Here is a 25565-nt window from a genome sequence, read left to right as displayed (position 1 = left end):
GCGGCGTAGAAGTCCTGCGCCGCCCGCTGAGCGGAAGGCGCGGCCGCGGACGCGCACCCCGCCACACACACCAGCAGCGCCGCCCCGGCCGCCACGACCGTTGACACGCCGTGGAATCTCATCCATCGCTTCTGCCCCATCAGGTCGTAACTATCACATCCATGGCCCAGGCGATCGGCGCGCGCTCCGTCGCGCCGGCGCCGATTCTTCTCCAGGAGCAGGCCGTCGACTTGGCGGTGGAGGGCGGGAGAGGTTCCGTCGACGCCGATCGCGCGCGGCGTGATCACGAATCGCGGCAGTGTGCGCTCGGCGCGAACAGGTCTGCCCCATGCCGCCCGGACCGGGGCCGACCCGGCCCAATGTCAAGTGTGCTTGACATCGCTGCGAACGCCTTCTACCGTGTCAAGTGTACTTGACTTCTGGTCGCAGGGAGGTAGCTCGTGCAAGCACACGACGAGACCGGGGCCTATCAGGAATCGATCAAGACAGCCGTTCAACTCGTACTCTGGACACTCGTCTGGGTGGCGACCCTTGCCCTGGCCAGATTCGGTCCCGGCCTCTTGTGGGATTCACAGCAACCGGTGGCGAGCTGGGCCGCGGTTGCCGCCAATCTTGTCGTCGGCATCGGATGGATCGTCGCCTTCGCGCGCTTTCTCCGAGGGCAAGATGAGTTGCAACGGAAAATCGTGCAGGATGCGCTGGCGGTCACCCTCGGAGTGGGGTGGGTCGGCGGATTCGCCTACGTCGTCGCGGATGCCGCCGACCTCGTCGTCCACGACGTCGACATCGCACTCTTCCCCGTGCTCCTGGGAGTCGTCTACTCGATCGCCATCATCGTCGGCAAGATCAGATACCGATGAAGAACCGCATCAAGGAACTTCGGACCGAACGCGCCTGGACGCAGGCCGACCTGGCGCAGCGTGTCGGCGTGTCAAGGCAGACGATCAACGCGATCGAAACAGAGAAGTTCGACCCGAGCCTTCCATTCGCCTTCCGTCTCGCCAAGCTGTTCAACCTGAAGATCGAAGAGCTCTTTCTCGACGACCAGTGAAGCGCCTCGGGTGCAGCCGCCGCGCGAATCCCGGCGTCGACCCGACCTCCATCAAGCCGTCGGTGAGCCGGTCGCGCGCGGGGGAGCCTGGCCCTGGGCGCGACCGGCACTCGTCAGTCGACGTACCTGCGGCTCGCCATAGCTTCGGGAGTCCCGGGGCGACGACCCGGGCGTGTCGACCCCGCTGGACGTACCGGTGCCCGCACGTCGGCATCTGCGTGGCGCGGAGCTTTCAGGTCCTGAGCGGCAATGCCTGCATTAAAGTGACATCGTCTCCATCCCGGATCGACCGGCACCGCAAGGCGATCTCCCCTCACGCTCACGAAGCCGAGGTTGAGGAGAGCATCATGTCCCGCACGCGGGCCGTCGCCATGGGATGTTTCCTGGCGATCACCGCCCTTGCCCCGATGGCGGCCCCGGCCGTCGCCACCCACCCGGTCCAGGCGACCCTGGCCGCGCCGGGCGGGAAGGCCCTCGAGCGGGTTCTGGCGGCGCGGCGACCTCCCCTGGGCATGATGGTGACCCTGCAGCGCGATCTGGGCCTCACCACGGACCAGGCCCAGAGCCGTCTGCTCAACGAGATCCGGCTGGCCCCGATCGCGGCGCAGCTCCGCAGACGGCTTGGGACCCGTTTCGCCGGTTCCTGGCTGTTGGGAACCACCGCGCACACCCTCGTGGTGGCCACCACCAGCAGCGCCGACGCCGCCCAGATCACCGCCCAGGGCGCCCAGCCCCTCCTCGTCCGCCGGTCGCTGGAGGAACTGCAGGCGATCAAGGAGAGACTCGCCACCACCACCCGGCCCGCCCTCTCGTCGGTGAGCGGCGTGCGCTACGTCGACGTCAGGACCCGCTGCTCGGTCGGCTTCAACAAGCGCCCCAGGGCGTCGTGCGGGACTCGACGTTCCCGGGCGCCGACCACTCCTGAGTCGCGGTCAACGAAACCTGGAAACCCAGGCCACTGGTGGGCAACGACACCGGTGGCACCATGCGCGTCTACGGTGCCAGGCAGGCCGTCGAGGGCGCCTCGGTCTGCCTGGCCGGGTCCTCCAGCACCGGCCTCAACTGGCACTGCGGCACCATCACCCAGCGCGACGTCGCTGGACAACGCCCAATCGGTCCACCAGCCCGGCGGCCTGTACTACCGCACGACCGCCACCGGTAGCCACTACGGCTGCCTGGCCAGCGACGCCGGCCGCGACTTCGATCTCTACCTGCAAAAACGGACCGGCTCCAGCTGGAGCACCGTCGCGGCCTCGAGCAGCCCCAACCCCTTCGAGGAACTCGGCTACTGGGGCCCGCCCGGCGACTACCGCTACCTGGTGATCTCCGCCATCGGCGCCGGCCCCTACGGCCTGGGCTACACGACGCCGTGACCGGCGCGGGGAACCTGCGGAGGCACTGGTCCCGGCCCCACCGTTCTGGTGATCTCCGGGTTCCGGCCCGTGGCCCGCCGCGGTGGGTCCGTGGTCACCGATCCCTCTCCACCCATCTGGAGTGCCACCTCCTCGCCCAGGCCGGTTCCACGTACCCGGTGCGCATCCCCCGCCGTGCTTGCGGATCCCGGTACGCCATCCGGATGTGCCCGAGCACCACGAGGGCGATGGCCAGGGCCGCCACGTCGTGCACGAAGATGGCGCTCGTCCGGGAGATCACCGGCAGGAGTCCGCCGAACCACATCAGCAGACCGGTGAACATCATGATCGGCACGGTTCCGGCCATCCACCCCGCGTAGATCTTCTGCCCGGCGTTGAACTTGCCGGCGGGCCGCCGATCAGGTGAGGTCCAGCCCTTGCGGACCGCGCGCAGCCACTCCTTGTCGTACCGCGCCAGCCGGTTCAGCCTGCGGAGGTCGGCGCGGAACGCCGACGAGGCGAGGCCGAGCAGGAACGGCGCCGGCAGCAGGATCCCCGACCACTCGTGGATGACGACCACCAGGTGGCGGCGGCCGACCAGCTGGGCCAGCGGCGAGAAGTACAGGCAGGCCGCCGCCCCCGCGCACAGCAGCATGAGCCCGGCCGTGGCACGGTGGACCAGCCGCTCGGCGCGGGTGAACCGCAGTATGCGCCCGGAGCGCTCAGACGGAGCGGTCGGCTCCGTCGAGCCAACCGTCGACGTCATAGCCGTACTCCTCCCAGTAGCCAGGAATGACCTTGTCGGTCACGGAGATGCCGGAGAGCCATTTGGCTGACTTGTAGAAGTACATCGGCGCCGCGTACAGCCGGACGGGCCCGCCTTGAGGGTGCGAGAGCGGCTTGTCCTGCATCTTCAGGGCCACCAGCATGTCGGAACGGCGCGCCTGCGCGAGCGTGAGGCTTTCGCTGTACACGCCGTCGAAGCAGGTGAAGCGGACTGCTTTGGCCTCCGGTCGCACGCCGACCGCGTCGAGGAGGTGCGAGAGCAGCACCCCTTCGAAGGGCGTGTTCGGGACCCGCCAGCCGTCGGTGCACTCCACGTCACCGACGACCCGGGTCTGCGGCAACGCGCGCAGGGCGTCCAGCGTGTACGTCGTGGGGCGGTCGACGAGGCCGTCGATCGTCAGCCGGTAGTTCGTCCGGTCCTTTGTCGGTACCGAGCCCGCGACGCTGAAGTAGCGGAAGCCACTCGGATTGGGCAGGAGCCCGGTCAGCCCGCTGGGGTCGTTCTGGGAGACGGCTCCGAGGGCCTTCTCCCAGCCGCCCTGCAGGTAGGGCGCGGCCACAAGGCCGGCGGCGCCGGCGGCGAGCATCGAGAACATCACCCGCCGCGCGATGGGAGGGCCGCTTTCTGTTTCGTCTCGTGAATCGGTCACCCCGCCATTCGAGCAGCCGCGACGGTGACGAGCCAACGGCGACGGGGAGCCGTAAGACTTTCGTCAGGCTTGCTCGGATGCCGGCGTTCTTGCTGGCGGGGCGGCGTCAGCGGCCTGATCATCTCCCGCGGCGGACCACCGCCACGCGGTACGCCGGCCCTCCCGTGCGTTACCGGTTTGACAGGTGACGGGCGGTGCTGCCAACATCGTCACCAGCCGAACAGGTGACGCCAGTGGGCGTGCCCGTTCGGACGACCGATCACCCCAGGAAGGAAGAACACCATGGCTGCCAGCTACACCGCGGTCGTCACCGTGACGGGAGAGGGCCGCAACGGGGGCCGCGTCACGGCCGACGACGGCCTGCTCGACACCACCCTCGCCATCCCCAAGGAGCTGGGCGGGGCCGGGGGAGCCACCAACCCCGAGCAGCTGTTCGCCGCCGGCTGGGCCGCCTGCTTCCTCGGCGCGGTCAGGAGGGCGGCGGCCCAGCGCAAGGTGAGGCTGACCAGCACGAGCGTCACGGCCGAGGTGACCCTGAACCACAGCCCGGACGACGAGTTCGGCCTCGGCGCCGTCCTCACCCTCGAACTCGGCGGCGTGGACGCCCGGACCGCCGACGAGCTCGGCGCGGCCGCCCACCAGATCTGCCCCTACTCCAAGGCCACCCGGGGCAACATCCCGGTCACCATCCGGGCGACCGCCGCCTGACGTCCCGCCGCATCGGCGGCGCCGGGCGCTCCGCAGGGAAGGAGTATCGTGTCGCACATCCTGAATCTCGCAAGGGCCCTGTCGGTGGTCCTGCTCGCGTTGGCCGTCGCCATCGCCTGCTTCGCCCAGGTGTTCTGAACCCGGCGGCGCGAACGGGGAACGCGAGGGCCGCCGAGCCGGATCGGCCGCGGCCCTCGCGTCCCGCCTCACGGCGTCCGGCGTCCTGCCGCACCGGAAAGCGTTCCCTGCGCGCCAGGAGTCCGCGGGTTCCGCCGCGCGGAAACGCGCCCACCCCGCTTCCCGTGCTCGAAAAACGGTTGTTTTCGATATCGAAGGTGAATGTCATGGACAGGCGTATGTTTTCCAAATTGCTGGTCGCGGGGACGGCCGCGGCGGCGCTGCCCGGCCTGCCCGCGGCATCCGCCTCGGCGGGCGCGCCGAAGCACGCCGGGACGGACGCGCTGAAGCACGTCAAGGCGGGCGTGCTGGAGGTCGGGTACGCCGAGTCGGGCCCGCCCGGCGGTCCCGTGGTCATCCTGCTCCACGGTTTCCCGTACGACATCCACAGCTATACCGGCGTGGCGCCCCCGCTGGCGGCGCAGGGATACCGGGTGATCGTCCCCTACCTGCGCGGACACGGTACGACGCGGTTCCTGTCGGACAGGACGTTTCGCAACGCCCAGCAGGCGGCGATCGCCCTCGACATCGTCGCGCTGATGGACGCGCTCAAGATCGAAAAGGCGGTCCTCGCGGGCTTCGACTGGGGGTCGCGGACGGCCGACATCATCGCCGCGCTCTGGCCCGAGCGCTGCAAGGCCCTCGTCTCGGTGTCCGGCTACCTGATCACCAACCGTGAGGCGAACCGGAATCCGCTGCCGCCGCAGGCCGAGCACGCCTGGTGGTACCAGTACTACTTCGCCACGGAAAGAGGGCGGCTCGGGCTCGAGAAGTACCGCGAGGAGTTCGTCAGGCTCCTCTGGAAGAACGTCTCGCCGACGTGGAAGTTCGACGAGGCCACGCTCAAGCGCACCACGGCGTCGTTCGCCAATCCCGACTGGGTGCCCATCGTGATCCACAACTACCGCTGGCGGCTGGGCCTGGCCAAGGGCGAGCCCCGTTACGACTCCGTCGAGAAGCGGCTCGCCGCGGCTCCGAAGATCTCCGTGCCCACGATCACCCTCGACGCCGAGCTCGACCCGTTCACTCCCCCCGGGAACGGTTCGTCCTACCGCGAGCGCTTCACCGGCGCGTACGAGCACAGGACCCTGCGGGGGATCGGCCACAACGTCCCGCAGGAGGCCCCGGAGGCGTTCGCCAGGGCCGTCGTCGACGTGGACGGCTTCTGAGCAGAAAGCCGCCCCCGCCGCGTCAGGCCTGCGCGACGAGTTCCGCGGCCCGCTCCGCGATGCCGTACACGGTCGCGTTGGTGTTCCCCGACACGATCGACGGCATCACCGACGCGTCGGCCACGCGCAGGCCCTCGATGCCGTGCACCCGCAGTTCCTCGTCCACCACCGCGCCCTCGTCCCGGCCGATCGCGCAGGTGCCGGCCGGATGGAAGTACGAGGCCAGGCCCGCGCGCAGGTAGGCCCGCAGGGCCCTGGTGTCCCGCACGTCCACGCCGGGCAGCACCTCGCCGCCGCGCCAGCTGTCCAGCGCCCGCGCCCGGCCGATCTCCCTGGCGGCCTCCAGGCCCGCGACCATCGTGGTCAGGTCGCGTGTGTCGGAGTAGTAGCCGGGGTCGATGACGGGCGGGGACGCGGGGGAGGCGGACGCCAGGCGTACGGTGCCGCGGCTGTGCGGGCGCATCAGGGACACGCGGATGGTGTAGCCCCGCTGCGGGCCGCCGAGCGCGGGGGAGTGGCTCGGGACGTCCACGAAGATGATCTGCAGGTCGGGCCCGGTCCGCGCGTCCGGGCCGCGCAACAGGCCGAGCGCCTCCCCGCGGTTGTTCCTGGGAGTGGGGACGGGGCGGGCGGGCGCGTACACCAGACCGGCCATGACGTGGTCCTGCAGGTTCGACCCGACCCCCGGCAGGTCGTGCACGACCTCGACGCCCGCCTCCCGAAGGTGCCGGTGCGGCCCGACGCCGGACAGCATCAGCAGGTGCGGTGTCCCGATGGCGCCGGCCGCGAGCACCACCTCCCTGGTGGCCCGTACGGTGACCTGCTCGCCGCCGACGGTGCAGACCACGCCCACGCACCGGCCGCGTTCGATCAGGACGCGGTGGACCGGGGCGTCCGTCATGATGCGCAGGTTGCCGCGTCCGGAGGCCGGAGCCAGGTACGCGTCGGCGGCGCTCTGCCGCCTGCCGTCGACGATGTTCAGATCCGGCCATCCGAAGCCCTCCTCCACGCCCGAGGAGATGTCGTCGGCCCTGCGGTGCCCGGCCTCCACGGCCGCCTCCACGCAGGCTTCGAGCACGGGGTTCGGCTCCGCGGCGGGGGCGACGGTCAGCGGGCCGCGCCGGCCTCGCCACCTGGCGCCGCGCCCCGGCGCCCGTTCGCTCCGCTTGAGGTAGGGGAGAAGGTCGTCGAAGCTCCACCCCTTCGCCGCCCAGGCGTCGTAGCCGGAGCGGTGCCCTCGGGTGAAGACCATGGCGTTGATGGCCGACGAGCCCCCGAGCCCGCGGCCCCTGGCCAGCGGGATCGACGTCCCGGTCGACGCCTGGTTAGTGGTGCGCTCCCCCCAGTTACGCGACGTCCCGAGCAGGCGCGGCCACGCGGGCGGGTCGGAGACGAACTCGGACGGGCCGGTGCCGCCCGCCTCCAGCAGCACCACGCGCGCGCCGGCGTCCTCGGACAGCCTGGCCGCCAGCACGCTGCCCGCGGTGCCCGCCCCCACCACCACGTAGTCGTACTCCACCGCGCCCTCCGATTCGTCACCGGTTCAAGTGGTGACGACCATTGCACGACTGGAAGTCACCTGTCAAACTGGTGATGTGAATCATGTCTTTCTGTGCGGCAACCCCGCGCTCGACTTCGCCTGCACGGTTCGCGCGCGCCGCACGGCGCACGTGGAGACGCTCGACGCTCCCGACCGGCTCGACGCCTGGTATGTGGAGTCCGGCGTCGTCGACGTCGTCTCCTCCTGCACGGAAGCGGATCTGGTCCGGGCGGTGGCGCTGCGGGAGGCCGTCTACGGGCTGGTCACCTCCCGGCTGGCCGGTGACGGATACGACGACCGGGCGCTCGCGCTGGTGAACGAGACGGCTCGCACGCCCCCGGCGACCCCCCAGCTCACGGCCGGGGGGCGGTGGGTCGAGGCGACCCCGGCGCAGGCGCTGTCCACCGTGGCCCGGCACGCCATCGAACTGCTCAGCGGGCCGGAGATGCCGCTGATGAAGGAGTGCGCCAACCCCGAGTGCACCAAGATCTTCATCGATCGGTCGCGCGGCGGGCGCCGGGAGTGGTGCGGCATGGAGTCCTGCGGCAACAAGATCAAGGCGGCGGCCTACCGGGCGCGCAAGAAGGAGGTGCGGACGGCCGGCGCGCGCTGACCGCGCCCGCCGCACCGGACGGCGGCGGTTCGCCTCAGGCGATCGCGACGGCAGGCGGGGCGAGCGGGGCCAGCTGCCGGCTGAGCCCCAGGACGGCCTTGGCCGTTCGCGGGTCGGCGGCGGGGGCGAAAGGGCGGACGGGACGGACCTTGGGCCCGATGACCAGGCCGGTCCGCCCGTCGAGCGAGGCGTCGGCCGCGGCGAGGATCGACGACCGTGCCGCCACCGACGCGGAGCCGGACGTGGCGTACTCGAAGGTTCGCCGGAGCAGCGGCCAGAGCGGTCGCAGTCCCGGCGAGACGATTCTGGACGACAGCATGGTGCCGTTGGTCATGTCGGTGGCCGCCCCGCCCGGGTCGGCCGCGAAGACCGAGACGCCCGTGCCTCGCAGCCGCTCCGCGAGATCCAGCGTGTAGGCGAGGTTGGCGAGCTTCGCCCGGCCGTACCAGTGGAAGCCGTAGTAGCCGCCCGGCGGCTCGACGGCGTCGAAGGAGCGTTTGGCGACCCGGATCGAACCCGAGGTGACGCTCACGATCCGGCTTGGTCCCGCGGCCTGGAGCGGTTCCAGCAGCAGTTCGGTCAGCAGGTACGGGGAAAGGTGGTTCACGGCGAACGACGCCTCGATCCCGTCCACCGTCTGCTGCCGGTCCGCGAACATCGCCCCGACGTTGTTGACCAGGACGTTCAACGGTCCTTCCCCGGCGAGGCGGGTCGCGAGCGCTCGTACGGCATCGAGCGACGCGAGGTCCGCGGCGATGAACCTCGCCCCCGGGCCGGTCGTGACCGCGTCGATCCGCTCGACCGCGCGGGCGCCCCGCTCGGCGTTCCGGCCCACCACGGTCACCGCGTAACCGATCGCCGCCAGCCCCATCGCGGTCTCCAGGCCGATTCCCCCGGTCCCCGCCGTCACCACAGCCCGTTTGCCCACGTTCTCGCCCTTCGCCGGCCATCCTTTAATGGATAGCTATCCGCTTTCTGGTCGTACCGCAGCACAAACGGATGGGTATCCGATTAGGAGGGCCGGATGCGGCAGCGAACCTCGGGTGCCGTTGGCCGATGTGGCACCAGCCGCCATATTGACCCCGACCTGGGAAGTCGGCTTCCCGCTTCTCAGGTCAGATCGTGTGGTCGGCTGGTCGATGGCAGGGCCTGTCGAGAGCTCGGGGATGTCTTTAAGACCGGTGGAGCGAATGCCGCAGAGTAGACGGGCGATGGCCGAGACGGTGCTCTCCGGCTGGTGAGCAGGCCGCGCGCAGCCGGCGAGCGGTTATCAGCCCGGCGCCCTCGAACCGGAGCCCCGCCGAGGAAAGAGAACCTTGGCGGCGGCCCAGGCCCGGGGCAGCCCGAACTCGGCCAGGCCGCGGAGCAGATCGCGCAGGGTTTCCTCGGTCACTCCGGCCGCTTCGGCCAACTCGGCGTGAAGGTGGAGGGATTCGCCCAACGTCTGGTAGAAGACGTCCACGACCAGACAGGCGATGGCCCGCTCGCGGACACTGAGGTGGGGGCGGGCCCAGCGCTGGGCGAGCTGGTCCTCGGTGAAGGCGGCCAGGCCCGGGTCCACGTCCTCAAGGTCGCGTACGGCGCGGGCCAGCGGCCCGGTCAGCGGCACCGGCTGGACCGCCTCGGTGTCGGATGCCTCCGGGAGGCCGAGCTCGGCCAGACGCTGGAAGGCCGGGACGAGGATGGGGTAACCCACGTAGGGGGCCAGGTGGCGGTAGAGCTCCCGGATCGACTCGGGTTCGACGCCGTTGGCCAGGGCCATCTGCATGTGCATGGCCAACGGCAGGTCCAGGTGGGGGTGGCACAGGTCGGCGGTCAGGCAGACGAACGCCTTCTCACGCAGGGTCAGGTGGGTCAGGCCCCACAGATTGTGGCCCGCGCCGACGGCGAGCCGGGCGAAAACGGGGTCGAGCGCGACGAGGGCGTCGACTCCGGCGAGCTGGGGCATCGGTGTGCTCCGTTCAGGGTTCAGGACAGGCCGAGGGCGCGCAGGCGCAAACGGTCGAGGGTGTACTGGGGGACGATGCGGCCGAGAGTGCTCATCAACCGGGACTTCTTGCCGACCGGGTAGCGGGAGCGGGGCTTGCGCGCGGTCAGGGCGTGCAGGACGGCGCGGGCGACCACGTCGGGGCTGGAGCCGGAGCGTTCCTCCTTGAGCCCGGCGGTGGTCATGGTGCGGTAGGCAGCGCCGTACAGCTGCCTGCCCTGCTCGCCGAGGGAGGCCAGGCGGGGTTCGACCTCGTCTTCCAGCTTGTCCACCGCCTCTGTGTGAATGGAGCCGGGTTCGATGAGTACCGCGCGGATCCGCCAGGGTTTGACCTCCATGCGCAGCGCGTCGTTCAGCGAGCGGATGGCGTGCTTGGAGGAGCACAGCGGACCGCCGAACGGCAATGTGATCCAGCTGCCCACCGAGCCGACCGTGACCACGCGTCCGCGCGAGGCCCGCAACATCGGCAGCATCGCCTGGGTGACCGCTATCTGGCCGAAGACATTGACCTCGTACTGTCGGCGCAGCGCGTCCAGGGGAACGAACTCCAGCGGCCCGGTGACACCGATGCCGGCATTGTTGACCAGGGCATCCAGGTGGCTCAGGCGTTCGGCGGCCTCCGCGATCTGGCCGGCGTCGGTGACGTCGAGAAGGATGGGTGTGACAGTGGGGCCGAGTGCTTGGCCGTCTGACTCCTTGCGCACCCCCGCGTAGACGGTGAAGCCCTCGCGGGCCAGCAGCAGCGCGGTGGCGCGCCCGATTCCGCTGGAGGCGCCGGTCACCAGGACGGTCTTCGACATGAGAGGTTCCTTCCAGATCAGTAGTAGGTGCGCATCAGCTCGATCGCCCACTCCGGCTGCACCGTCTCGCCCTGCGGGCCGAACTCGGCCATGTAGGGCTTGATGTCAAGGACCGGGCTGCCGTCGATGGCGTCCAGGCCGCGGACATGGAGGTCCAGGCCGTCCACGGCAAGTAGTCGGCAGCGCGAGACGCCCAGCAGGTTCGGCCGGTTCTTGCCGCGCTGGGCGAAGATGCCGACCTTGGGCCAGTCCGGGTTGTCGCGGGGATGGCGGGCGGAGGTGTTGATCGAGGATGGGTCCACGAGGTGGAACCGGAAGACCGCCTCCAGATGCGAGAAGGCGCCAGCCCGGTGAGCGCCTCCGGCCCGAAACGTGTTCCGTCGAGACGGATCAGCGCCTTCCCGGCATTCCAGTCATCGTCGAACGCCTTGGCGCGCCCGCCGACGACCGTTCCCACTGGCTGCACAACAATTCGTTCCATGTTTCCTCCAGTCGGGTCGCAATCATCGGACGCTGTCCTGCCCAAGCCCGTCAGCGTCCAGGTGCGGCAATGGGGCCGCGCTACCTGACCAGCGCCTGGACCTGCTGCTCCTCGGCTTTGAGCAGGCGGTTCTCTTTGATGAGGAAGTAGATCAGCAGCCCGCTCATGACGAAGTGGCCGCCGGCGGTGTACAGGCCGGGGAAGTAGCCGCCCTTGAGGATCGGGAAGACGAAGTGGGCGACGCCGTTGAGCAGGCCGGCGCCCAGGGCGTACCACCACAGGAAAAAGTTGGCCACGCGGACGCGGTAGAGCGCGCCGGCACCGGCGAAGAAGTAGAGGGCGCCGAACCCGAAGACGAAGACGAGCAGGAACTCCTTCTCCGGCCAGTCACGCGGCGAATCGAACAACTCGACGATCTCGTGCGGGAAGCCGCCGGTGTACTCCTCGGCCATGTGGATGAGCTGGAAACCCACCGCGCACAGGTAGACGGCGATGACCTTCCTGGATTTCACCGGGCGGGTGTAGCTGAAGGCGATCCAGCCGCTCCAGCCCAGCACGCTGGCGATCACGAGGATGACGGCTCCCTGAACGGGGAGGGTGAGCAGGGCCCAGGCGCAGAAGGCGGCGGCCAGGATCGCCATGACGGTCGCCGAATAGGGTTCAGGTCGCTTGGTCATGGCCGGAACTCTAAGAAGATCGCGATGGTGGTCGCTTCCGTCAGGTGACTGACGTGTGCTCGGGGCACATCGGTCACCCGACGGAAGCGATGGGCATGACCGGCCACCTGGTCGTCAGGTCGCCGTCGTTTCGCGCTGGCTCGGCGGCGGCCCTGAGAGCGTGAAGGCGGGGGTACGCGCTACATCGTCACTGTGCTGCCGGTCGATCCGGTCGAGGTGCGGGTGACCTCAGGCGAGGCGGAAACGGTCACCCCGGCCGCGACCATGCCCGGCATGGGCCACGCCCTGCCGCCGGTCGGCACCCTCCAGGCCGGTCAGGGCCGCTTCGTCGCCACGGAGAACCTGTTCGCCATGGACGGCGTATGGGAACTGTCGATCATCCTGTCCGGGGATCAAGGTGAAGAGATGATCACCGTCAGCATGCCGCTGTGACGGCAAGGTCACTGTTCCCAGACGGGAGCGCCTGTCCGGAGGCCACGGCCGGCCCGCCGTTCAGACGGCGAGGATCACCTTGCCTCGCACGTGGCCGCCCTCGACGACATGATGCGCGCTCGGGGCATCGTGGAGGGGGAACGTCTGGACGGGCAGGATCAGCCGACCGGTCGCGGCCACGTCGACGACCCCGCGCAGGGCGGTCAGGGAACGGGTTCCCACTCGCTGTATGCCATGGTTCTTCACCGCGTGCCGGTCGACGGTCGTCCCGATGCGGTGGCGATCCGGAACCAGTGCGAGGCTGGCGGCGACGGCCTGGCCACCGACCAGATCCAGGGCCGCGTCGACGCCGTCCGGCGCCAGGTCACGGACCCGGTCGCGGGGTTTCGACCTGCCGGGCGCTCAGGACTTCCGGAGGACCGTAGCGGCTGAACACGATGACGGTCGGCATGAGGGGTGCTCCCGGGGTCAGCAGGCGAGAGGTGGTCCGTAGGGTCTTTCCCACCAGGTCGACTGATCGGAAAGGGTGTGCGCGGCAGCCCTCACCGCCTGGGTTCCTGCTGCTCGTCGTGGGTCCGGGCGGCGTCGCGGACGGTGGTGAGGCTGGCTGCGAGATGCTCGCGCTGCGAAGGCGAGAGCGGGCCGAAGGTGAGGCGTTCAAGTTCGGACCAGGCCGCGCGGATCAAAGGGCACAATGCGCGCCCGGCGTCGGTGAGTTCGACCTCCACCGAACGCTGGTCGCTCTGGGACGGCGCCCGCACGACGAGCTGCGCGCGTTCCATGGCCTGCAAGGTCGCAGTCACCGTGGAGCGGTCACGGGCCATGAAGCGGACGATCTCGAACTGTGGCACCCGACCGTGGTCCTCGAGGTACAACAGGACGACCTCCTGCGGCGCGACCACCCCTACGTCTGCCAGGAGCGAGGCGGCCAGGGCCGCATGGGCCCGCACCGTCTGCAGCAGCAGCGAACCCAGCGGGGCCTCCGCGATCTGGGCTCCCGGATGGGAACCCTTTTTTGTTGGCATGCCAACATGTTAGCCGCCATACTGTTGGTATGCCAACAAAATCTGCTGGCTCTGATCCCGTGGACCCGACCTGCTCTGCCTTGCCTTCGTCCTCATGATCGGCGGCCTGGCCTCCCTGCTCAACACCACCATCTTGGGCGTCGCCCTGGATGATGCCGGAACCGCGCTCGGCGCCGGCGCCGAGCAACTCCATCGGCAACGGGCTGACCCTGCCCCGGTTGCAGACGATCCTCCCGACCGCGGCGGGCCCGCGGCGGCTGGGCCGGGTGATGGCGCTGGTCGCAGTGCCCGGCCAGCTCGCACCACTTCTCGGACCGGTCCTCGGCGGCCTCGTGCTCGTCCCCGCCGCATTGCTACCGAATCGCGATCCCGAACTCACCGGCATCAGCACGGTAGCCGGTCGGCGAACATCAGTCAGGTGACAGAGGCGATCCCCGAGGGCTTCTGGCTAGGGTCGGCGCCATGAAGCTGATCAATGACCATCTGGCCGTCCAGGCCCGGACTGTACCCCCGACCGGTGACGGCTTCGTCATGCTGGCCGGTGAGGTCGGTTCCTGGCGTGGCCCCTTCGCGTCTGCCCCCACACGACTGGCCGCCCGGCTCAAGGCGCTGGCCGCGGGGATCGAGGCGCGCGAGGCGAACGTGTTCCGCGCGGTCCTGCGCCCGCCCGGCGAGGGCGAGGAGGTGCTGGCCGCGAGGGGCATCCGGCCGGCGCGCTTCGACGTCGTCGTGCTGATCCGCACCGCGTCCGTGGAGGCCGCGCTGGAACTGCGCAAGAGTGCCGCCTACCAGGAACTCGCCGAGACCCTCCGCGCGGCCGCCCGCCGTACCCACCAGATCGTGGCTGACAACGCCGGCCGGCTCGGCGACGTGGACCACGGCCAGGACCACTGCTACCTGTTCAACTACTTCTACGCCGACGACCGCGAGACGCTGCTGAAGGTGTGGGAGTACACCGCCGGGTGGTTCCAGGCCAAGACCGCGCTGCCCAGTTCCGCGCTGATGCGGCCACTGGAGGACGAGCCCGCCGACTACGGGTTGATCAACCACGCCAGCTGGCCCAACTGGCGCACCTTCCTGCCCAGCCTGATCTTCCGGCCCACTTTCCGCAGCTTCGTGCTGGCCAACTTCAAGGCCAACGGCATCGCCGCCCAGCCGATCATCTACCGCCGGGTCTGACCTACGCCAGCTCCAGCCTGGCCAGCTCGGCGCGAGAGGCCACCCCCAGCTTGGGGAAGACCTTGTACAGATGGGAGGCGACGGTGCGGGGGCTCAGGAACAGCCGCGCGCCGATCTCGCGGTTGGACGCCCCGGTAACGGCCAGCCGTACCACCTGCAGCTCCTGCGGAGTCAGCACGGCCAGTGGATCTGCGGCCTGCAAGCGGTCCGGAAGGCTGAGCCCGGTCGCGCGCATCTCGGTGGCGGCACGGGCAGCCCAAGGAGTGGCGCCCAGCTGGCCGAAGGCCTCCATGGCAGCCTGGAGCTGGGCGCGTGCCTCGGCTCGCCGCCTGTTGCGGCGCAGCCACTCGCCATAGACCAGGCGGGTACGTGCCTCGTCGAAGGGCTGCCTGTCCTGGGCGTGCAGGGCCAGGGCCCGTTCGTACAGCGCCCCGGCCGCGCTGTCGGGGCTCAGCAGCGCACGCGCCCGCTGGAGGAGGGCGAGCGGTGCGGTCCGGCCCGTCGCCTCCGCGGAGGCGGCCAAGCTGTGGAGCAGGCCCTGGGCACGCTGTCGCTTTCCTACGCGGACAGCGGCCTCGATGTAGTCGGGCCAGGAATACCGCCACAGGAAGGCATGGCTGGTGGGACCGCTCATCGCCCGGTCCACCCGGTCAAGCATCGCTTCGTAGCGGCCCAGCCCGAGGTCGAGGATCGCACGGGCACACTCCCCCCAACCTGCTCCGGGCATCCACCTACGGTGGTCGGCGTCACGGATCGCCTGCTCGGCCATCGCCTCGCACTCCTCCTGCGCCCCGGCGACCGCCGACAGCCAGGCGTGGATGCCCGCCAGGTAGCCGCGCCACATCGGCTGGCCGACATCGGAAGCCAGGACCAGACCCGTGGTCACCGTGGCCCGCGCGGCGGGATGCCGGCCGCCGAGCACCTCGGCGATGGCCAGGATCACCATGGCCTGGGGCAAGCGCCCCAGCCGTCCCTCCGCCCGGCATTCCTCGACGAGCGCGGTGGGGGCGTCGAGCATGCCAGCGATGTCCTGGCCGACGATGCCTTGAAACACCTGAAGGCAGCGCAGCTCGTAGGGGATGTGGTCGTCCCGTCCCGTCCTGCCGGACAGAAGCGTGGGGGTGGCGTCGCCCTCCAGGACCCGGCGGAAGGAGTGGTTGACGGTGCGCACCGCCTCCACCGGTCCCTCGCCGTCCGGGCACAGTTCCTCGGTACGGCGGGCCAGGGTGAGCTGGTCGGGGTGGGTGGCACTGGCCCAGGTGTAGTAGCCCGCCATGGCCAGCAGCGACAACTTGCCGGGCAGGTCGTCGGTCGCCTCGGCCCCGTGGTGCAGCAGCCGTACTCCATCCAGCGGTCGGCCCGCCTCGACCTCCAGCTTGGCGCGCACGTAGGCGAGTTCCGCCTGGGCCGAACCTGCCAGCGTGACCGTCTCGGCCCGGTGCCGCGCCCTGGCCACCAGCTCGCCCGCGCGCTGCCACAGGCCCGCCTCGATCGCGGCTTGGGCGGCGGCGGTCCAGCGGCGCACGGCCCGGCCCGGGTCGGGCGACAGCTCGGCCGCGCGGGTGTAAGCCGCCGACACCGCCGCCTGCCCGCCGCGGCGCAGCGCGCGCAGCGCCAGGTTCTCCAGTTCCCCGGCCACCTCCTCGTCGGGCTGCAGAGTGAGAGCGGCCCGGTGCCAGGCGCGCCGGTCGTCGTCGGCGGTCTCGGCCAGCGCCCGGTGGGCGGCCATCCGGTCACCGATGTCGCAGGCCAGCAGTACCGCCGTACGCACCAGCGGATGATGGAAGGCAACGCCCTCCGGCCCCACCCGGACCAGACCCGCGCGCTCGGCTTCAGCGAAGTCGACCAGCGAGGCCCCGAGCCGGCCGACCGCGCGTGCCAGCACCTCCAACCCGCCGTGGTGGTCCAACGCCGCCACCAACAGGCACGAGCGGGTCGCGGCGGCAAACGCCGAGACGCGGTCGCGGAAGCCCATCAGCACCCGGTCCGTCACCGGCTGCGCCGTACCGGCGACGAAGGCCAGCGGAGCCATGGGCCCCTTACGCTGCTCAGGGGGGAGCATCCGGGGCAGCTCGATCAGCGCTAGCGGGTTGCCCCCGGCCTCGGCCACCAGCTGGTCGCGCACGGTGGGCGGCAGATCCGCCGCCTGCTCGGCGAGGAGGTTGCCTGCCGCCTCGGCATCCAGCTCCCGCAGCCGCAACTCGGGCAGCCCCTGGGCGGGGAACCCGCCGTCCCGCACATCCTCGTCCCGCGCGGCGAACAGAACGGCGACGGGCTCGGCATGCAGACGACGCGCGGCGAACAGCAGAGCGTCGGCCGACTCGCCGTCCAACCACTGCGCGTCGTCGACCAAGCAGAGCACCGGGTCCGCGGCCGACAACTCCACCAGCAGGTTGAGCGTCGCGAGCCCGACCAGGAAACGGTCGCCTCGGGTGGTGCCGCCGAGGCCGAGCGCACCGCGCAGCGCCTCCGCCTGTTGGCGCGGCAGCACCTCGACGTGATCGAGGACGGGACGCAGCAGTACGTGCAGCGCGGCGAAGGGCAGATCAGCCTCGGACTCGACACCGGACACCCTTAACACCTGCGCCTGCGCTCCAGCCGCAGCACACTCCAGTAGGGCCGACTTGCCGATGCCCGCCTCGCCGCGCACGACCAGTGCGCCGCACCCGCCTTCGACCAACTCGGCAATGACAGATTGCTCCGCTTGACGTCCGTGCAGCATGGTTCTCCCAAGAATGCAGGTGCGCGATGTCACCCGCGACAAAAGCTCACATTGCCGCAAATGTCCGGCGATAGAAGTCGATCTGCTCGGTGACCACCCGATTCCGGAAGCTGAGGTCGGTGTAGAAGGTGAAGTGGCTGCCGGGGTAGATGCGCAGTTCGCCTTGCGGCGCACGGTCGGCCAGGACCCTGGTGGTCTCCAGCGGCGTCTCCCGGTCGTCGGCGGCGACGCAGACCAGCAGAGGGCAGGTCAGCCGCGCGGCGGCGTCGGCGGGCCGGTAGCGCATCATCTGCAGCAGCCCTCTGGTAGCCAGCACACCGGACGCCGGCGGCAGTGAAGGACACCTTGGTCCGCATGCAGATCATCCCCACAGCAATAAACTGACTTCCGGTAAGCACCTTAGCGAAAAAACTGACCACAGGTAAGTGAGATCGAATGACATTCGAGCGGATATTGGAGGCGGCGCGCGTCCTGTTCGCCGCCCGCGGCTACCGTGCCACCTCCATGCAGGCCATCGCCGACGAGGTGGGCATCACCAAGGCCGCCCTCTACTACCACTTCGACTCCAAGGAGGAGATCCTCCGCCGGCTCACCATTCCACTGCTGGACGAATTGGAGGCGGTGCTGGCCGCGGCCGAGTCCTGCGACAGTGCCGAGGAGGTGCGGTGGCGGGCGATCGAAGGCTACGTCGATGTGCACCTGCGCCACCGCCATACGCTCACCATGCTGGTCAAGGACATGACACTGCTGGTGCAGGCGCCGATCGCGGACCGTTTCCGCACCGCGATCGCCCTGGCCAACGAGCTGGTGGCCGGGCCGGCCAGCGAGATCGAGCAGCGGGTGCGCGCCTGCCAGGTGGTCGCTGGGCTGGCCGACCCGGTGCTGCTTTTCCGCGACGCGCCGCCGGAAAAGCTGCGAAGCCTGATCCTGGACGGCGCCCGGGCGCTGCTGGGCGAGCCGGCCGCCCACCGGGCCCGCGGCCGCGCCCGGGGACGGAATGGCGGACGGCGCGCCCTCCTCACCGAGGAGCAGATCGCCCAGGTGCGCTCCCTGTACGCCGAAGGCCGCAGCGGCGAGGAGATAGCTGCCCGTTTCGACGTCTCCAGGGCGACCATCTACCGCCATCTCAAAATCTAAATATAGTGAGACTTGATTTTGAGACGGAGTTGGATCTGCGGAATGCGAGGTGCCACGCTGGATCAGGCGGTACGGCCTCCGGGGAGGATTGGTGCAGGAATTAGCGATAGGAAGTTGATCTTCATCTCGGTTCGGTGACGGGGCACGTTTGGCCTGGTTGGGGGGCTGACGGTCCTGGGCCATGCCCTTCGGCTGTCACCAATCCAGTACGACCACATCAACTTCCTGGGCCGCTACGCCTTCACCCGCGCCGACCTGGCCATCGGCTTGCGCCCCTTTTGCGACGGTGTCCCCGAGGAGGGACCCGAAGAAGGGTGAACAAAGGGTCCGCCGGCCCGATCCTGCTGCCAGGCCGGCCGCCCGGAGCGGGCGCGGACTTGCCGACGACGTCGCGTGGCCTTGGCCACCTCACCTGGCACGGTGCGGTGCTGGGGCGCGCCGCCCGCTTTGAGATCGACTTATGTTAATCGGCTGCCGATCGTCGCAGGACGAAGTCACCGGTGAGCACTCTGTCGAGAAATTCCTCCAGGGCAGGCCGTCGACGGGCTGCCGGCTCTCCGCAGCGAAGATCTGCTCGTTCAAAACCCCTAGCTCGTCCATGCCTCGATCGTGAGCCAGCTCTGAGGCACGGAGGGGTTGACATAAGGCTCCTAAGCGTTAGTGAACAACGTGGCCTGCGGAAACGTACGAGATCGCGTCATCACGCCGGATTTATCCGTCATGTTCGAGCTGAATCTCCCGCCCTGCGCGGGGGCTTGGTGGCCCTTTCCACCGCATTCCGGCCGCACCCCTGGTGGGATCCGAGTTGGGCCGGCCGGGCCGCTCGGTACGCGCGCCTCGCAGAAGGGCAATGACGTCTCCGGCCGTCCGACGGCCCTCCGGGATCGGCATGATCGGCCAGTCATGGATCATTCCCTCGCCGATGTGCAGGTGAAGATCGGTTCCGGCCATGTTTTCGCTCCGGTCCCGGAGCAGGACGGCGTCGGGGAAGAGGACGTCGCGAGTCCCGGCGTACACGTGGACGAGTCCGAGGTGGTCCAGGTGGCCGTTCAGAGGACTGGTCTGAGGGTTTGAAGGGTCGGCTGGGGCTGCCCAGCGGACCGCGAGAACTCGGATGTGCTCGAGATTCAGCAACGGGTCATGTGGTGCGATGTCGGCGATCTTCGGATTGGTGAAGGTCAGGTCGAGGGCAGGTGAGATGAGAACGGTGATATCCGGGCGCTCGCCTTGCGGGGTCAGGGCCTGGAGCACGGACAAAGCGATGTTCGCGCCCGCTGAATCGCCGATCAGAGCGGTCGGTCCCTGTTTCTGGACGTGCTGAAACAGGCCCTGCATGACCGGAAGGACGTCGGCGTGGGTAGCGGCGGGCAGGCGCGGGTAGAGGGGCAGGGCGACTTCGCAGCCGGATTCAACGGCGATCCGGGCGGCGAGGCGCCAGTGCTGCGTGGTGATGGGGGCGGCCCAGGCGCCGCCGTGGATGTAGAGGGCGTAGTGCTTCACCGGATTGACGGGCGTCAGCCGATAGACCGGCCAGCCTTCGAACTCTTCCCGCCGGACCGTGACACCCGGCAGGCGCGGCGGGGACGGGTTAGCCACTTCGGTAAGGAAACGGCTGGGCTTGAACTGGCGCTTCTTCACTCCTGTTATACGCAGCAGACCGACAATGGCGTGGCTGGCCAGGCTGGGGCTCACGGGTTCACAACCTGGTAGGAGCCGGAGCGCACGTCGTCCAGTAGGGCGGGACCGCTCGTGCTCCACCCGAACGTCTCGTGCGCCTTCCGGGAGGGTGTGCGCGCCGAGGATTGAAGCAGCGCGGCCATCGGCCCCATGGCGCTCTCGGCCTGTTCGGCGGTGATCGAGGTCGCGGTGGTTCCGGTCAGATCCGCGATCGCCTCGGCAAGTTCGCGGAATGTGAACTGCTGCGGTCCGGACGCGTTGTAGATTCCCGCCACCGGATGCTCCAGGGCCCTCAGGTACAGGCGGGCGAGATCGTCCGCGTGCACCGGGGTCCACTCGTTGTCGCCGGAGCCGATGTAGGTGGCAGCGCCCGAGCGGGTCGCGGCGCCGATCAGATTGGTCAGCAGCAGGGTGCCGCCTCGACCGTAGACCAGACTCGCGCGGATGATGATGCCGTTCAGGCCCGCCGCCTCGCGCACCAAGCGCTCGCCGACGAGCTTGGACGGCAGCAGACCCGGTTCCGGCAGTTCTGCGTCTTCGTCGCGGGAATGGGCAGGGTCGAGCCCGTAGACCAGGTTCGTGCTGGTGTAGATGAACGGTTTGCCAGTACCCGCCTTACCCGCCCCACGGGTCAGCGCCTCCACAGCAGCGGCTTCCGCCGTGACCGCATCATCGCCGCCGGCATAGTCGACTGCGGTGTGCACCACGGCATCGGCTTGTGTTGCTGCCCTTTCCAGGAGAGCGGTGTCGGTCAGGCTGCCGAGCAGAGGACGCGCGCCCGCCTGGGTCGCTTTCGCTGCTGATTCCGGGGACCGGGTCAGCGCCACTACTTCGTGGCCTGCTGCGAGGAAGTGTTCGACGAGCACCGAGCCCAAGTAGCCGGTGCCCCCGGTGATGAGGATCTTCATGTTCTCTCCAGACCCAAAGGGGCAGTGAAACGGATGGATCATCCGGTTGCCTTACCCTAACACTAAACGGATGAGTCATCCGCTTCACTGCCTGAGTCGACCGTCCGGAGGCTCCGGACCCAGGCGGGGCAAGTGGAGCTGCTATCCGTTTATGTTGGAGAAGTGACCGCTCCCCGGCTCCGTAAGGACGCAGCACGCAACCGTCAGCGAATCATCGAGATCGGCCGGAAGCTGGTCGCGGACGGCACCCCGATTCAGCTGAACGAGGTGGCCCGCGCGGCCGGCGTTGGCGTCGCCACGGTATACCGGCACTTCCCAACGCCTCAGGCGTTGATCGAGGCAGTGGCGGTGGACGGACTGGAGGCGCTGATCCAGGCCGCCGAACGGGCCGTGGAGCAGGACGACCCTTGGACGGCCTTTCGCGATTTCCTGGTCAGGATCGTAGACGCGCAACTAAGTGACGCCGCCCTGTCCCCCGTACTGTCCGCACCCACGGCCGCCCTACCTGGCACAGCGCATCTACTCGATCAGTTGTCCTCGCTGTTCACTCAACTATTCGAACGGGCCGGGGCCGCAGGGCGGCTGGCGCCCGGCATCACGCTCGCCGACATGACGCCATTGATCTGTGGAATCGCCTTCTCGGCCAGGATGCATCCAGCCATCGATCCGCAGAAGCAAGCCGCAGTCGGCCACCACTATCTCGATGTTGTACTGAACGGGCTGCGGGCCCGCTGAGCGCCTCGCACAGGACGGTCTCCAGAGGAGGATCAGCTGGATTTCGGTGCTACACGTATGCCTGAGGGGCTTGCATTCGGTACCTGGGTACAGGTTTACCGTCGAGGATTGGCCCCATTTGTGTGAACGGCGAAGGGCCTGGCCTTGAGACCGGCATGAGTCGTTGATCATGGGGTCTAGCTGCGGATCTCCGTGTCCGGGTGAGGCTGGGCCTGGAGGCGTTCACGCAGGTCGATCTCCTCGGGGGTGAGCGGATCCCCGGGTCGGCGGATGCGGACGGGCTTGGGTCGCAGCGGCAGGCCGTCGTCCGTTGCGGAGTCCTCGGCTTCAGCCAATGCCCGGTAGAGCGAGGCGACCGAGGGGTGCTTGCCCGCGTTCTTCCCGGTCTTGATGACCAGCTTCTTGGCGATCTCCGGGACGGGGACGCCCTTGTCCTTGAGCGCGACGGCGAAGATGAGCATGTCGTCGTCGATGACCTTCGGCCGTCCGCCGTGGTTACCCTTGACCGCCGCGGTGACCTGGCCCTCCAAGGTCTTCTCCCGGATGTAGTTGCGTGCGATCTGCCCGGCGACGGCCAGGACGGCGAAGAACATGGCGCCCATGCCGTTGGGGTCGTAGAGGCCGGTGAGTGGGCCGGTGAGGAGTTCGAGCCGGATGCCGCCGGCCTGGAGATCGGCCGACAGGGTCATAGCTCGGCGGCGTTGCGCGCGAGGCGCTTGAGCTCGTGGACGGTGAAGATGACCGGCGTCTCGGGCGCGGCCTCCTTGAACTGGCGGGCCAGCGCGAGCGCCTTCTCCAGCTCGGGCCGGATCTTGATACGGGTGCTGATCTGCTCGGAGAAGACCTTGTGGCACTCCGCCCGATGGAGGGCTTCGAGTTGGCTGGCCAGTTCCTGGCGGGCGGTCGAGGTGCGGGCGTACCCGATGCGGATCGGCCGCTCGGTGCGGGGCGCGGGCACAACGGCGAGCGCGGGGCCCTGCTTCCACGCGCGGCCGGGGAGCCGGTCGGCGGGGACGGGGATCTCCAGGTGCTCGCGGAGCGCGGGGATGAGGACGAAGCGCGGGGTGTAGTACTTCGCGGCGGTCTTGCCGCCCCGGGTGCGGCAGGCGCTGCCGGCGGGCGCGTCACAGTTCGGGCAGTCGTGACGTTCCACCGCCAATGCGGCCTGATCGGGCGTGAGATCCATGGCGGCAGTCTCGTAGAAGTGCCTCGCACAACGTGTCGGTTTCGAGAGGACTTTTGCGAGCCGCGGCCTGCGGAAACGGGATCCCATCGAGGGCCCTGGCAGAACTCTCACAGATGTTCGTTTCTGCGAAGCTATGGACTTCCACCCAGCCCTCAACATCCGGGTCCGGTGCTCCCCGGAGGGACCGCTGGGGGCCTACCGCTAATTTCTGCACTAATCCTCCCCGGAGGCCGTACGGCCGGCCTTGAGCGTGGCCGCAATGTGGACGACGCGGCGGGCCTGGTGGCGGGCGGCCTCCAAGATCACCTCGGTGGGCGCCCCGGTGCCGGCCACGTGGGAGGTGCCGTAGGGGTTGCCCGACTGGAACTGGACGGGGTCGGTGTAGCCGGGAGGCACGATGACGCCGCCCCAGTGGTAGAAGGTGTTTCCCAGCGCCAGGATGGTGGATTCCTGCCCGCCGTGGGCGGTGTTGGAGGCGGTGAAGGCCGAGTACACCTTGCCTGCGAGTTTGCCCTGAAACCACAGCGGACCCGTGGTTTCGATGAAAGCCCTGAGCGGGCTGGCCGGGTTGCCGAAGCGGGTTGGGGTACCGAACAGCACCGCATCAGCCCACTCCAGGTCCTCATGGCCGGCCTCGGCCACATCAGCGGTGTCCTTCAGATGCTGGGCCCACTCTGGCCTGGCTCCGATCGCCTCCGGCGGCGCCAGTTCGGCGACCTTCCGCAGCCGCACCTGCGCGCCGGCCTTCTCAGCGCCCTCGGCGACGGCCCGCGCCAAGGCGTGCACGGTGCCGGTGGCGCTGTAGTAGATGATCGCGACGTTCACGGGTTCCACGATTGGTTTCCTTTCTGGTCGATCTCGATTGATACGACGGGGAGGCGCCGCGAAATGTGATGTGACACGCCGATCTCACCTTCGAAAGGCTGCCTCGACCGCCTGCTGAGACGAGGAAGACTGGTTGGCGATGTAGCCCTTGGGCCGGTATTTCTTGATGCCGCACCGGATCCAGCCGACGTGGGGTGCCCAGGTGCGCTGCCGGGCCCATGTGTCGGAGCGGCTGTAGCCGCCCCCGCTACCGTGGGAGATCTCGGAGCGGCCGTCCACACGGAGAGAGCCGGACTGGTATAGGCGGCTCTTGTCGTACTCCACGTGTGCGCTGGCCGCCGTGGCGGAGGCGAGCAGGCCGAGGAGAGTGGTGACGCCCACCAAGGCAGCGCGCGGTGACTTCTTCGTGAGTGGCTCCTGGGGAGACGATCTTGATCGTTGGATTGTTTGCACAGCTGATCATGAGGAAGCGGGACGAGGCCGAACTTGTCCGGCGTGACGATGACGGCCATCGCCGATCGTGGCCTTGTCGATGGTCCAGTCATCGTCGAATGCCTCGACCCGCCCGCTGACGACCGTCCCCGCAGGCTGCGGCACGGTCGCCTGCGCGGTGTTCCTCCCGTGACCAGTTGGCTGGTCATGACCGTATGGGTCGGCGGCTCCGGCCGAATCAGTCATGGTGACTGAAGCGTTCGCGGGCTCCCATCAGTTGGTTAGGTAGGGGGCTCAGCATCATGAACGGTAGAACGTGGAGATGTCCTTGGAACGGTGAGCGCGTGGGCGGCGGTTACCGTGAATCGGCGAATGGGGCTGGAGTTGGGCGTGGGCGGCAATGAAATGATGAGCCAGGTCTCAGCAACAGCGCGAAGGCCAGACGAGCGCCTTCCTGCTTCGCACTGACCAGACCGGCCTCATCGCTCAGCACAGTCCAGTGCTCGATGAGTTCGTCCATGCCAAGCGGCGGACGTTCCGTTCCCATAGATCCGCGCCGCGCTCTTCGGCACTACAGAAGGTCAGGCTAGGGATCTTCGAGGTTTGGCGGCCTATGACACGTTGGTCAACGGCACCCCAACCTCTGGGCCGGAAATTTCAGACCGTCGTCAACGCGGAGGGCGCAGACCCTCGAGGAGAACGTCGAGGTAGAGCTCCGCGTGCCTGGCGTCGTCGCCACCGGAGCGGACCGCGTGCTCGACGCCGCAGAGCAGGCGGCGGACGTCGTCCGCCTCGATGCCGTGGCGAATGGCCCCCGCGAGGCGAGCGCGGTCGAGCAGCTCCGTGACGGCACGGTCAAGCTCGGCCTTCATCGCCGAGGTCCGGGCATCGGCGTCGCTGGCGGATCCGAGCACCGCCGCGAACCCGGCATCGTCCAGCGCGCGTCCGAGAGCGAAACGCAGGAGGCGGTGCAGGCCCGCGAGCGAATCCTCGTCGGCCGCCGCGGCCTGCGCCTCACGGACCAGCTGCTGGAAGCTTTCCGCCAGCAGTGCTTCCAGCAACGCGTGCCGGTTGGGGAAATGCCGGTACACGGTCCCGACGCCCACTCCCGCGAGCCGGGCGATGGTGTTCAGCATGAGCGAGTCGTCACCCGCGGCCAGCTGCTCCCTGGCGACCTGCAACACCCGGGCGCGGTTGCGCGCGGCGTCCGCGCGCAACGCCGTCCCCCGCTCGACATTGGGTGTCACGGGCCCAGCCTAGGCCAATCTCGCCGAACGTCGCCCGGCCGGCCACCGCGCCGCGGGTGCCGCGGTTCC

The 25565-nt window shown here is 69.1% G+C and carries 30 protein-coding genes; 11 read left to right on the top strand and 19 right to left on the bottom strand.

The window, feature by feature from the left end; genetic code table 11:
- The first annotated feature begins 440 nt into the window (after window positions 1-440).
- The 3 genes from ACTOQ3_RS42300 to ACTOQ3_RS42290 all read left to right on the top strand — a co-directional run bounded on the left by ACTOQ3_RS42300 (window position 441) and on the right by ACTOQ3_RS42290 (window position 2424).
- Window positions 441-860: a hypothetical protein gene (locus tag ACTOQ3_RS42300; RefSeq protein ID WP_440089627.1), complete on the top strand. Its 420-nt coding sequence runs from the start codon at window positions 441-443 to the stop codon at window positions 858-860.
- A complete protein-coding gene (locus ACTOQ3_RS42295) occupies window positions 857-1051 on the top strand; it encodes a helix-turn-helix transcriptional regulator (protein WP_440089626.1) in 195 nt (64 codons plus the stop codon). The genes ACTOQ3_RS42300 and ACTOQ3_RS42295 overlap by 4 nt, the downstream gene beginning before the upstream one ends.
- 347 nt (window positions 1052-1398) lie before the next feature.
- On the top strand, window positions 1399-2424 hold the full coding sequence (locus ACTOQ3_RS42290; protein ID WP_440089625.1) for a hypothetical protein: 1026 nt from the start codon (window positions 1399-1401) through the stop codon (window positions 2422-2424).
- A gap of 94 nt (window positions 2425-2518) precedes the next feature.
- Here ACTOQ3_RS42290 and ACTOQ3_RS42285 read toward each other — a convergent pair whose 3' ends face one another.
- Both ACTOQ3_RS42285 and ACTOQ3_RS42280 read right to left on the bottom strand, forming a co-directional pair.
- The gene (locus tag ACTOQ3_RS42285) at window positions 2519-3169 is read right to left on the bottom strand and encodes a cytochrome b/b6 domain-containing protein (RefSeq protein WP_440089623.1); all 651 of its coding nucleotides are present in this window, start codon (window positions 3167-3169) and stop codon (window positions 2519-2521) included.
- A complete protein-coding gene (locus tag ACTOQ3_RS42280; protein ID WP_440089621.1) occupies window positions 3126-3839 on the bottom strand; it encodes a molybdopterin-dependent oxidoreductase in 714 nt (237 codons plus the stop codon). The genes ACTOQ3_RS42285 and ACTOQ3_RS42280 overlap by 44 nt, the downstream gene beginning before the upstream one ends.
- A 282-nt stretch (window positions 3840-4121) precedes the next feature.
- Between ACTOQ3_RS42280 and ACTOQ3_RS42275 the strand changes: the two genes are divergently transcribed.
- Together ACTOQ3_RS42275 and ACTOQ3_RS42270 are read left to right on the top strand one after the other, a co-directional pair.
- Window positions 4122-4547, top strand: a complete 426-nt coding sequence (locus ACTOQ3_RS42275; RefSeq protein ID WP_440089619.1) for an organic hydroperoxide resistance protein — start codon at window positions 4122-4124, stop codon at window positions 4545-4547.
- Window positions 4548-4891: 344 nt separating this feature from the next.
- The gene (locus ACTOQ3_RS42270; protein ID WP_440089618.1) at window positions 4892-5893 is read left to right on the top strand and encodes an alpha/beta fold hydrolase; all 1002 of its coding nucleotides are present in this window, start codon (window positions 4892-4894) and stop codon (window positions 5891-5893) included.
- Window positions 5894-5915: 22 nt separating this feature from the next.
- Here ACTOQ3_RS42270 and ACTOQ3_RS42265 read toward each other — a convergent pair whose 3' ends face one another.
- Window positions 5916-7412 carry a GMC family oxidoreductase gene (locus tag ACTOQ3_RS42265; RefSeq protein ID WP_440089617.1) on the bottom strand — a complete coding sequence of 499 codons (1497 nt, stop codon included), beginning with the start codon at window positions 7410-7412 and terminating at the stop codon, window positions 5916-5918.
- Between the two features lie 76 nt (window positions 7413-7488).
- Between ACTOQ3_RS42265 and ACTOQ3_RS42260 the strand changes: the two genes are divergently transcribed.
- On the top strand, window positions 7489-8046 hold the full coding sequence (locus tag ACTOQ3_RS42260; RefSeq protein ID WP_440089615.1) for a CGNR zinc finger domain-containing protein: 558 nt from the start codon (window positions 7489-7491) through the stop codon (window positions 8044-8046).
- 34 nt (window positions 8047-8080) lie between these two features.
- Here the strand turns inward: ACTOQ3_RS42260 and ACTOQ3_RS42255 are convergent, their stop codons facing one another.
- From ACTOQ3_RS42255 to ACTOQ3_RS42235, 5 genes are all read right to left on the bottom strand, one after another.
- A complete protein-coding gene (locus ACTOQ3_RS42255; RefSeq protein WP_440089614.1) occupies window positions 8081-8974 on the bottom strand; it encodes an SDR family NAD(P)-dependent oxidoreductase in 894 nt (297 codons plus the stop codon).
- Between the two features lie 342 nt (window positions 8975-9316).
- Entirely contained in the window at window positions 9317-9994 is a 678-nt protein-coding gene (locus ACTOQ3_RS42250) for a carboxymuconolactone decarboxylase family protein (RefSeq protein WP_440089613.1), read from the bottom strand.
- A 20-nt stretch (window positions 9995-10014) separates the two neighbouring features.
- Entirely contained in the window at window positions 10015-10833 is an 819-nt protein-coding gene (locus ACTOQ3_RS42245; protein WP_440089612.1) for an SDR family oxidoreductase, read from the bottom strand.
- Between the two features lie 17 nt (window positions 10834-10850).
- Complete coding sequence (locus ACTOQ3_RS42240) at window positions 10851-11135, bottom strand: TrmO family methyltransferase domain-containing protein (protein ID WP_440089610.1); 285 nt, start codon at window positions 11133-11135, stop codon at window positions 10851-10853.
- Between the two features lie 259 nt (window positions 11136-11394).
- On the bottom strand, window positions 11395-11991 hold the full coding sequence (locus tag ACTOQ3_RS42235; RefSeq protein ID WP_440089608.1) for an HXXEE domain-containing protein: 597 nt from the start codon (window positions 11989-11991) through the stop codon (window positions 11395-11397).
- A gap of 192 nt (window positions 11992-12183) precedes the next feature.
- Here ACTOQ3_RS42235 and ACTOQ3_RS42230 point away from each other — a divergent pair, with 192 nt between their 5' ends.
- Complete coding sequence (locus tag ACTOQ3_RS42230; RefSeq protein ID WP_440089607.1) at window positions 12184-12423, top strand: hypothetical protein; 240 nt, start codon at window positions 12184-12186, stop codon at window positions 12421-12423.
- Between the two features lie 60 nt (window positions 12424-12483).
- Here the strand turns inward: ACTOQ3_RS42230 and ACTOQ3_RS42225 are convergent, their stop codons facing one another.
- Both ACTOQ3_RS42225 and ACTOQ3_RS42220 read right to left on the bottom strand, forming a co-directional pair.
- Window positions 12484-12786 carry a zinc-binding dehydrogenase gene (locus ACTOQ3_RS42225; protein ID WP_440089628.1) on the bottom strand — a complete coding sequence of 101 codons (303 nt, stop codon included), beginning with the start codon at window positions 12784-12786 and terminating at the stop codon, window positions 12484-12486.
- A 179-nt stretch (window positions 12787-12965) separates the two neighbouring features.
- A complete protein-coding gene (locus tag ACTOQ3_RS42220) occupies window positions 12966-13448 on the bottom strand; it encodes a MarR family winged helix-turn-helix transcriptional regulator (protein ID WP_440089606.1) in 483 nt (160 codons plus the stop codon).
- Window positions 13449-13666: 218 nt separating this feature from the next.
- Between ACTOQ3_RS42220 and ACTOQ3_RS42215 the strand changes: the two genes are divergently transcribed.
- Together ACTOQ3_RS42215 and ACTOQ3_RS42210 are read left to right on the top strand one after the other, a co-directional pair.
- Window positions 13667-13870 carry a hypothetical protein gene (locus ACTOQ3_RS42215; protein WP_440089605.1) on the top strand — a complete coding sequence of 68 codons (204 nt, stop codon included), beginning with the start codon at window positions 13667-13669 and terminating at the stop codon, window positions 13868-13870.
- A 40-nt stretch (window positions 13871-13910) separates the two neighbouring features.
- The gene (locus ACTOQ3_RS42210; protein WP_440089603.1) at window positions 13911-14627 is read left to right on the top strand and encodes a hypothetical protein; all 717 of its coding nucleotides are present in this window, start codon (window positions 13911-13913) and stop codon (window positions 14625-14627) included.
- Between the two features lies 1 nt (window position 14628).
- Here ACTOQ3_RS42210 and ACTOQ3_RS42205 read toward each other — a convergent pair whose 3' ends face one another.
- On the bottom strand, window positions 14629-17349 hold the full coding sequence (locus tag ACTOQ3_RS42205) for a LuxR C-terminal-related transcriptional regulator (RefSeq protein ID WP_440089602.1): 2721 nt from the start codon (window positions 17347-17349) through the stop codon (window positions 14629-14631).
- Window positions 17350-17395: 46 nt separating this feature from the next.
- Entirely contained in the window at window positions 17396-17665 is a 270-nt protein-coding gene (locus ACTOQ3_RS42200; protein WP_440089600.1) for an alpha/beta fold hydrolase, read from the bottom strand.
- Window positions 17666-17784: 119 nt separating this feature from the next.
- Here ACTOQ3_RS42200 and ACTOQ3_RS42195 point away from each other — a divergent pair, with 119 nt between their 5' ends.
- The gene (locus tag ACTOQ3_RS42195; RefSeq protein WP_440089599.1) at window positions 17785-18486 is read left to right on the top strand and encodes a TetR family transcriptional regulator; all 702 of its coding nucleotides are present in this window, start codon (window positions 17785-17787) and stop codon (window positions 18484-18486) included.
- A gap of 711 nt (window positions 18487-19197) precedes the next feature.
- On the opposite strand, the gene ACTOQ3_RS42190 is transcribed toward ACTOQ3_RS42195, so the two are convergent.
- The gene (locus tag ACTOQ3_RS42190) at window positions 19198-20178 is read right to left on the bottom strand and encodes an alpha/beta hydrolase fold domain-containing protein (protein WP_440089598.1); all 981 of its coding nucleotides are present in this window, start codon (window positions 20176-20178) and stop codon (window positions 19198-19200) included.
- Window positions 20175-21071 carry an NAD-dependent epimerase/dehydratase family protein gene (locus ACTOQ3_RS42185; RefSeq protein ID WP_440089597.1) on the bottom strand — a complete coding sequence of 299 codons (897 nt, stop codon included), beginning with the start codon at window positions 21069-21071 and terminating at the stop codon, window positions 20175-20177. Before ACTOQ3_RS42185 ends, ACTOQ3_RS42190 begins: the two co-directional genes overlap by 4 nt.
- 162 nt (window positions 21072-21233) lie before the next feature.
- Between ACTOQ3_RS42185 and ACTOQ3_RS42180 the strand changes: the two genes are divergently transcribed.
- Window positions 21234-21806 carry a TetR/AcrR family transcriptional regulator gene (locus ACTOQ3_RS42180; RefSeq protein WP_440089595.1) on the top strand — a complete coding sequence of 191 codons (573 nt, stop codon included), beginning with the start codon at window positions 21234-21236 and terminating at the stop codon, window positions 21804-21806.
- A 176-nt stretch (window positions 21807-21982) separates the two neighbouring features.
- On the opposite strand, the gene ACTOQ3_RS42175 is transcribed toward ACTOQ3_RS42180, so the two are convergent.
- From ACTOQ3_RS42175 to ACTOQ3_RS42155, 5 genes are all read right to left on the bottom strand, one after another.
- Entirely contained in the window at window positions 21983-22495 is a 513-nt protein-coding gene (locus tag ACTOQ3_RS42175) for a hypothetical protein (protein WP_440089594.1), read from the bottom strand.
- On the bottom strand, window positions 22492-22992 hold the full coding sequence (locus ACTOQ3_RS42170) for a recombinase family protein (RefSeq protein ID WP_440089593.1): 501 nt from the start codon (window positions 22990-22992) through the stop codon (window positions 22492-22494). Before ACTOQ3_RS42170 ends, ACTOQ3_RS42175 begins: the two co-directional genes overlap by 4 nt.
- Window positions 22993-23205: 213 nt before the next feature.
- Window positions 23206-23826, bottom strand: coding sequence for an NAD(P)H:quinone oxidoreductase (gene wrbA / locus ACTOQ3_RS42165; protein ID WP_440089591.1), 621 nt, complete (start codon window positions 23824-23826; stop codon window positions 23206-23208).
- A gap of 75 nt (window positions 23827-23901) precedes the next feature.
- Window positions 23902-24198: a hypothetical protein gene (locus ACTOQ3_RS42160; RefSeq protein ID WP_440089590.1), complete on the bottom strand. Its 297-nt coding sequence runs from the start codon at window positions 24196-24198 to the stop codon at window positions 23902-23904.
- Between the two features lie 719 nt (window positions 24199-24917).
- The gene (locus ACTOQ3_RS42155) at window positions 24918-25496 is read right to left on the bottom strand and encodes a TetR/AcrR family transcriptional regulator (RefSeq protein ID WP_440089589.1); all 579 of its coding nucleotides are present in this window, start codon (window positions 25494-25496) and stop codon (window positions 24918-24920) included.
- Window positions 25497-25565: the final 69 nt, after the last annotated feature.

Origin of the sequence: Streptosporangium sp. LJ11 (assembly GCF_051918945.1) — a bacterium.
Taxonomy (GTDB): domain Bacteria; phylum Actinomycetota; class Actinomycetes; order Streptosporangiales; family Streptosporangiaceae; genus Streptosporangium.
The sequence above is the reverse complement of the archived record's forward strand: the minus strand, read 5'-3'. Positions and strand labels throughout refer to the sequence as shown.